We start from the raw sequence: 333 nt of genomic DNA, 5'->3' as shown, positions 1-333 counted from the left end.
GACTGGGGTGAAGTCGTAACAAGGTAGCCCTAGGGGAACCTGGGGCTGGATCACCTCCTTACCTATACGACTAACTTGATGTTTGTTGAGTGTTCACACAGATAACTTGTTCTTGTTAGAGCAGGAAACACATCTTCACGATGTTGTTTGTTCTTTAAAAATTTGGAAAGCTGATAGTAATAATCGAAAGATTATTGCGAAATAAATAATTGAGTTCTCAAACACTTGAAATCAAGTGCCCGAAGTGCAGCAATGCACTTCATGAGTATTCTTTTGGCGAAAGTAAACACCATTAGTTGCAGTGCAATTCAGATGAAACTCATTTGGGTTGTA

Annotated in this window: 1 rRNA gene; it reads left to right on the top strand. The window is 39.3% G+C overall.

Annotated elements, in window-relative coordinates:
• Positions 1 to 61: ribosomal RNA gene (locus tag Q1B47_RS21905) — 16S ribosomal RNA — on the top strand; the annotation flags it as partial.
• Positions 62 to 333 lie beyond the last annotated feature (272 nt).

The organism is uncultured Shewanella sp., from assembly GCF_947501225.1.
Taxonomy (GTDB): domain Bacteria; phylum Pseudomonadota; class Gammaproteobacteria; order Enterobacterales; family Shewanellaceae; genus Shewanella.
This window is presented reverse-complemented; position numbering and strand designations above follow the sequence as displayed.